Genomic DNA, 6,000 nt, shown 5'->3' with positions numbered 1-6,000 from the left:
AATTCTTTCGGGTAGGGCTGTGGCATGGTGTCTATCCTTCCAGGCTTGCCTATGAACAAGCCAGATTAGATGTCACCTAACCCTGCATCAGTCCCATGCGGAGCTTCGAACACTAGCGATGAGTGGCTCACAACGGGACCGCACAATATGACTCATGTTACAGTTGCTAAGTGAGGACGGTCTCATTGATCGGGGCCACCGCTTTCGTCTGGTACGGAGCCTCCGCTTTCGTCCGGGTTAAGTCGGCCCCCAGCGGAGGTCTGTCATGAATGCTGAGAAAGTCTCATCTGAGCAATCGTCGTTAGAGCTCGGAGTTCTCGTCGGGTATGACGGCTCCCAACTTGCAACACGTGCTCTCGAATACGCGGCGGCGGAAGCCACCCAACGCGGCACGCCCCTCACCGTCGTCTCTGCCTACACTGAGCCCGCGATGATCTACCCGAATATTGCGTCCATTCCGGATGAGGATGAACGGGTGGTTGCACGTGTGGCAACGGAGAAACTCCTTGCTGAGGCGGCCAGTCTGCTTCGGCATCACACCGGCACGATCTCCTATCGCGCCGAGCAAGGAGATGCCGCTGGCGTACTGGTCCACTTGAGTGAACATGCACGCGTTGCCGTCGTAGGATCGAGAGGGCGTGGCGGATTCATCGGACGGCTCCTCGGCTCGGTGTCCACTGCGTTGCCTGCCCATTCCCTTTGCCCCACGGTCGTAGTTCCAAGCAACCAATCGGAAACGGTCGGTGCCCCGATCGTCGTCGCCGTCGACGGCTCGGATACCGGACGTCTAGCCATGTTCACTGCTGCCAAGGTGGCCAGCTCACGAGGAACTGCGCTCGATATCGTCTGCGTCCTACCCAGAGGCGAAGAATGGCTCTATTGGTACCCCGAACTGGAGCTGAGCTCCGAGGTCACAGACCGGAGGAGGAAGGAACTCGATGCCGGGCTCGAGGCCGAAGTTACCGCCGTGGCTCAGCAGTTCCCCGACCTGAAGGTGAGCGCAGCGGTGCCGATCGGCGATCCGACCGAGGTAATCACCGAAATGACGAAGACTGCTCCGCTGACCGTCCTCGGCACTCGGGGTCGAGGTCCTGTCCGGAGCACTCTCCTCGGGTCAGTCTCGCGCGGAGTCCTCCACCACGCGGAGGGTCCGGTCATGGTCGTTCCAAGCTGAGTCGACGGCATTTGGACGCTGAAAGCAGAACTACTCCGATGACGGTTCATTGCCATGTGTCGAAGGACTGTGTCGTCGACTTCCGGCGTCGGGAGGTCGGTTTCACCGCGCAGTGCCGAGGTATTTGAGGAGCCATCGCTGCCGAGAGCGAGAGCAGTTGTGAAATCAATAAGGATATTGGCAGGAGCAGGGGCCGCAAGTGGTCTTCTAAATCTGCCATCGTCCTTTTCAATTGGCGGCAGGAGAGTCTTCGTTCACGCAGTTAGCTCAGGTCAGGAGCGATTTCCGTTTGTGTTACCTCTATCGAACAAGTCGTAATCATGAAACCGTTAGACTAGCGATATTTTTCGCCTCGTGTATGTCCTTAAAGGCCTTGCATATCACCACGCCGTGCTTTAGCGTCTGAATTCTGATGAGGCACGCACATCTGCCTTTCGTCAGATACGTGGACTGGCCGCGACTTGAGACGAGAGGAATAGAATTGTGGGACTATCAATTACTCCTGATGGAGAACACCAGCGGCCATCCGCCGTGGACCCTGCCGTTTCGGCAAGGGCTGAGAAACCCGAGCGTCAATCTGGGGCGGTGAAACGGCCGCTCAACAACTGGCATACTGAATATTCCAAGAACCTGACTACAGGGCAACGGGCAGCCGACCGATTGCGAAATGGTATGGGATCTTGGTTCTTCATCGGCGCCTTTCTTATGTTCATGATCGTGTGGGCCGTCGCCAACACTATGATATTCGCGTGGGACCCGTATCCATATATATTGCTGAACTTGTTCTTGAGTATGCTCGCTGGCCTGCAGGGCGCCATCATTCTCATCGCAGCAAAGCGACAGGACTCCATCTCAGCGATGCTTGCTCAGCACGACTTTGAGACGAACGTCGCGGCGAAGCAAGAACTCGAAGAACTCATGGAGATTAATCACCTGCAACTTGAATTGCTACGCGAATTGCACACCCAGACGTCATCCGCGAAGAAATGATCAATGGCCTGACGCTATTTGCGGGTGCCCGATCCAAAGGCGAAAGACTGGCTTCCAGATTCGTCGACGACGGGGGATCACCTCAAAGCACGCACGTTGCGTGCGCTGCCAGAAGTCACCCATGGCGGAGTGTGATGTTCCAGGAGCGCGTGGGCTAGTGCTCCATTTTCCACTATCAGCCTGCAATCGCGACACCTGCAACTGGATTTGTGTCTCCGTTGGCGACGATCATGCTGGTGCTACTCGTTCTGCGGGAGACGTTTTCTGTGTGCCCCCGTATTGTGTGTGAGATTTCCAATCAGACCAGATCGCTTGCGATGCCTGAAGATCTACTTTTACAAATAATATTTCGCACAGACGGAAAGCAATGCCTATTCGAAGGTGCCCCAATTCCTGCGCGTCGGAATTGGCGAATCCGCACTATTCACTGCGGCGATACTCCGCAAATTTGATTCAGTTGGCAAAAACAGCTGCTTATTCATACGAGCCGACTCGACCCTAAGACCTATTCGTCACCTCGTCCTTGGTTGCTGGGATACCCACGATACGCCTGTGGCTCGCCCGTAACAGATATGTTCGCCGTCACGGGTTTCCCTTCACTGAGCGCAATGGATTAGATGGATTGTCGGTAGCCGAAGAACTCGTGGTCGTTGTTGTAGCCACCTTCCCCGCCGCCGACATCCTTGAAATCCTCGACGAATTCGATGCCCTTGATCCATTTGACGAGTTTGAATCCGAGCTGGACTTCATTGCGCAGGCGCAGCGGCGCGCCATGGCCGTATGGCAGTGCCTCGTCGTTCATGTCGTAGGCCAGCATGGTCAAGTGATAGCTCATCTGTTCTATGGGTTGGGCATCGTAGTAGATGCCGCCGTCGGGTCCTTCTGCAAAGGAGTAGAAGATGACCCATTTTGCCTGAGGTTTTGGTTTGACCAGATCGACTAGGGTCTGCATGGATATTCCGCCCCACTTCGCGATTCCGGACCAACCCTGGATGCAGAAGTGCTGTGTGATCTGCTCGTGGTACGGCAGCTCCCGCAGCTGCTTGAGGTCCAACTTCAAGGGGTTCTGCACCAGGCCGGAGACCTGGAGACGGTAACCGGCGAAGTCGGTGTCGTAGAGGTCCTTGTATTCGGGTGTCTCCGGGTACTTGCCGTTGTGCCACATGTAGGGGGAGATATCTTTTTCAGTGTACTGGCCCGGTTTTGAATCAAGGTGCTCAAACAGTCGCTGGAGGGGGCCGATAAGGGCATAACCGATTCGCTGAACCACGCGTGGGTGTCGGTACGTGAAGGGGGTGACGGCAACCCAAAGGAGGATCATCACGGCCAGTGATATGGCAAAGATCCAAAATCCGTTCCAACTATCGCCGTCGTTGGTGTTCGTGTACATCATGTTGAAGTTGTGCAGCGCATCGGTTGCCACAACCAGGGTCACATGCATCACGATGAACAGCAGAAACCAAGTCAGCACTAGAAAATGCAGGGAGCGCGCAGATTGGATGCTGAAGATCTTGCTGATCCACCTGAATTTGGTGGACAGGGCAGGAGACATGCCCAGCCCTGTGATGAAGGCCAGCGGGGCCGCAATGAATACGGTGATGAAGTAGGCCAAGACTTGCAGACTGTTGTACGCCACCCAGGCGTTGTCGGTGGGCCAATCCAGAGACAGGTATTGAATCACTACCGAGACCGCGTTGGGAAAGACATCCCAGTTGGTGGGGATAAGGCGTAGCCAGTGGCCGGTTGTGAAGACCAGAATGTAGAAGATGATTCCGTTGAGTAGCCACAGCGAGTTGATGCCCAGATGCCACCACCTGGCCAGGCCGATTGAATGACGCCGACCGGGAAGGCCGATGCTGTCGGGCAAGGTGATTGAATCCTGTTTAGCTGTCCAAAGCGGATCGGTGGGCACAGGCTTCTGCACCCGGAACCAATCTTTGCCAGGGGTTGAATGTCGGGTCCAATACAGACGGGGATGGTCAGCAATGATGGTGATGCCTGAGCGAATGATCGGAATCATCAGTAACATGTTGAAAAAGTGCTGCCAGCCCACCCAGGCCGGGATACCGACGTCCCCCTCGGCCTCTTGCGGGACAACTGTGCCGGGGTAGAGTTCCATGAACTGGGCCACAGCCGGGACATCGCGCAGCCCCTTAGCCACAGCGATGGAGACGATGAGCAATACGAAGCCGATCGGGAGCAGCCAGAGGAGATTGAACCATTTGCTGTGGCCAATGCGTACCCGCGGTGCGACGCCATACTGTGCCGGTACAGATCCTGCCCAAGAACCGTCAACAGCGTCGTATTTCTTCTGATCCAACTCAAGTCGGAATCCGGCTAGTGCCTGTGGGGTGCTGTCGGACGCGGCTGGTGGCGGCAGTTCATCCGGTGTAGGTTCACCACTGGTTGTCATTCTGGTGCTCCTTCGCGCCTGATTCGATTCTCGCTGGGGGCTTCTTTCAGATCAGAAATCAGCCAGCGGATTGATCTGATTATCATCCGCTGGAGAACCGATGTGGCTGCGACAGTGCTTCCTTGTGTATACCATGGTGGCCTCCTCGCTGGCTATAGCGTGTTCAGCCAGCACGAGCGAATCATGGCTGGTGGCAAACTCCCGAGGGCAGCGACTGGCGGGCATCGTCATCAGCTCGAACAGCGGCCGCAGTTTTGCGGACGGGGCTGATGGTCAGTACCCTTCTCGGTCGTCTCAGTGTTTTAAGTGTTACTCGATACTTGTACCAATCAGCATGTGTCGTACGTATCCGTGCCGGTAGGTCTCTCTCAACTCGGCCACGGCGCTCACCAGAGAAGCGACGTCCCGGGCTTGCACTGCCTGCCTGGTCGCATCAGTCCAGCTCGCTGGCGCAGGTCAAGATAGAACTGTGCCGCCGTCACCTGGGGTCCGACGACTGCGGCAATCACCAGTACGTCCTTGGGGCCGTCGATGCCCAGCACCTCAAGTAGTTGCCGAAGCGATGCTGCCGGGAACGCGGAGTGCCGCGCTTCATCCTTGGCGTCAACCATTCTGGTAGCTTAGGAATCGTCGATGAGCGAAGTTCCTTGTCATGCTTGGATTGTGGCCAGCGGCCATCGACGGGCAGAGAACTGATTCAGCGAGGCGGCCATCGACAGTCCATCGAGAATGGAAGAGGGCTACGTGCAGAAAGTATCTTTGACGGCATTGATGCGTCACCAACTGGACATCGCCAAAGCCGCATCGAGTGGGCGCAGCGCTCAGACTGTGTACGGTGGCCACGAACATATCCTTCGGCATACCATGATCGCATTGCGCGCGGGCGCTGAGCTCAACGAGCATGAGAATCCCGGCGAAGCCACCCTGCAGGTGCTCCACGGACGAGTGACCCTCATTGCTGACAAGGTCCGCTGGAACGGTTCGCCCGGAGATCTCATGTTCATACCTGACGCACCGCACGCGCTGGAAGCAGTCGAAGACTCGGTTGTGGTTCTGACGGTCGCGAAGCGGCCATGAGTCGCTCCTCCATTACAAGCAGTGACGTTGTGATTCATTACAAGCAGTGACGTTGTGACGCAAGGGCAGCTTGAGGTCTGCCTTATTCGCGATCTGGGCAGATTCCATGCCATTCGCGACGAATGCACTCCCGGTCAGGTACTGCTATCCGAAGGCGACGTTGAGAGCGGCTACGTGAAGTGCTGGCTGCACGGCTCCCGGTTCGATTTGAAAACAGGAGCCCCGCCGGCCCACCAGCCACCGTTTCACATTCCAGCTATTCGTGGCCTGACTCTGGTGTACAGCCCAAATCAGGAGGGCAACCCAAATCAGGTGCGCAGTCCAAATCATGCGCGCAGATCGAGAC

At 56.5% G+C, this 6,000-nt stretch carries 5 protein-coding genes and 1 pseudogene; 4 read left to right on the top strand and 2 right to left on the bottom strand.

Going from position 1 to position 6,000, the window contains the following annotated elements; genetic code table 11:
• The first annotated feature begins 265 nt into the window (after nucleotides 1-265).
• Both MPN20_RS14625 and MPN20_RS17565 read left to right on the top strand, forming a co-directional pair.
• Nucleotides 266-1,174: a universal stress protein gene (locus MPN20_RS14625; protein WP_242783294.1), complete on the top strand. Its 909-nt coding sequence runs from the start codon at nucleotides 266-268 to the stop codon at nucleotides 1,172-1,174.
• A 483-nt stretch (nucleotides 1,175-1,657) separates the two neighbouring features.
• Nucleotides 1,658-2,164, top strand: a complete 507-nt coding sequence (locus MPN20_RS17565) for a DUF1003 domain-containing protein (RefSeq protein ID WP_347566838.1) — start codon at nucleotides 1,658-1,660, stop codon at nucleotides 2,162-2,164.
• 613 nt (nucleotides 2,165-2,777) lie between these two features.
• Here MPN20_RS17565 and MPN20_RS14615 read toward each other — a convergent pair.
• Both MPN20_RS14615 and MPN20_RS14610 read right to left on the bottom strand, forming a co-directional pair.
• A complete protein-coding gene (locus tag MPN20_RS14615; protein WP_242783293.1) occupies nucleotides 2,778-4,577 on the bottom strand; it encodes a molybdopterin-dependent oxidoreductase in 1,800 nt (599 codons plus the stop codon).
• Nucleotides 4,578-4,963: 386 nt separating this feature from the next.
• Nucleotides 4,964-5,188: a hypothetical protein gene (locus MPN20_RS14610; RefSeq protein ID WP_242783292.1), complete on the bottom strand. Its 225-nt coding sequence runs from the start codon at nucleotides 5,186-5,188 to the stop codon at nucleotides 4,964-4,966.
• A gap of 118 nt (nucleotides 5,189-5,306) precedes the next feature.
• Between MPN20_RS14610 and MPN20_RS14605 the strand changes: the two genes are divergently transcribed.
• The gene (locus tag MPN20_RS14605; RefSeq protein ID WP_242783291.1) at nucleotides 5,307-5,654 is read left to right on the top strand and encodes a cupin domain-containing protein; all 348 of its coding nucleotides are present in this window, start codon (nucleotides 5,307-5,309) and stop codon (nucleotides 5,652-5,654) included.
• A 54-nt stretch (nucleotides 5,655-5,708) separates the two neighbouring features.
• Nucleotides 5,709-5,864 (top strand): annotated as a pseudogene (locus MPN20_RS14600) (Rieske 2Fe-2S domain-containing protein); the annotation flags it as partial.
• Nucleotides 5,865-6,000 lie beyond the last annotated feature (136 nt).

The organism is Brevibacterium sp. ZH18, assembly GCF_022748595.1.
In the GTDB taxonomy this organism is placed as follows: domain Bacteria; phylum Actinomycetota; class Actinomycetes; order Actinomycetales; family Brevibacteriaceae; genus Brevibacterium.
The sequence above is the reverse complement of the archived record's forward strand: the minus strand, read 5'-3'. Positions and strand labels throughout refer to the sequence as shown.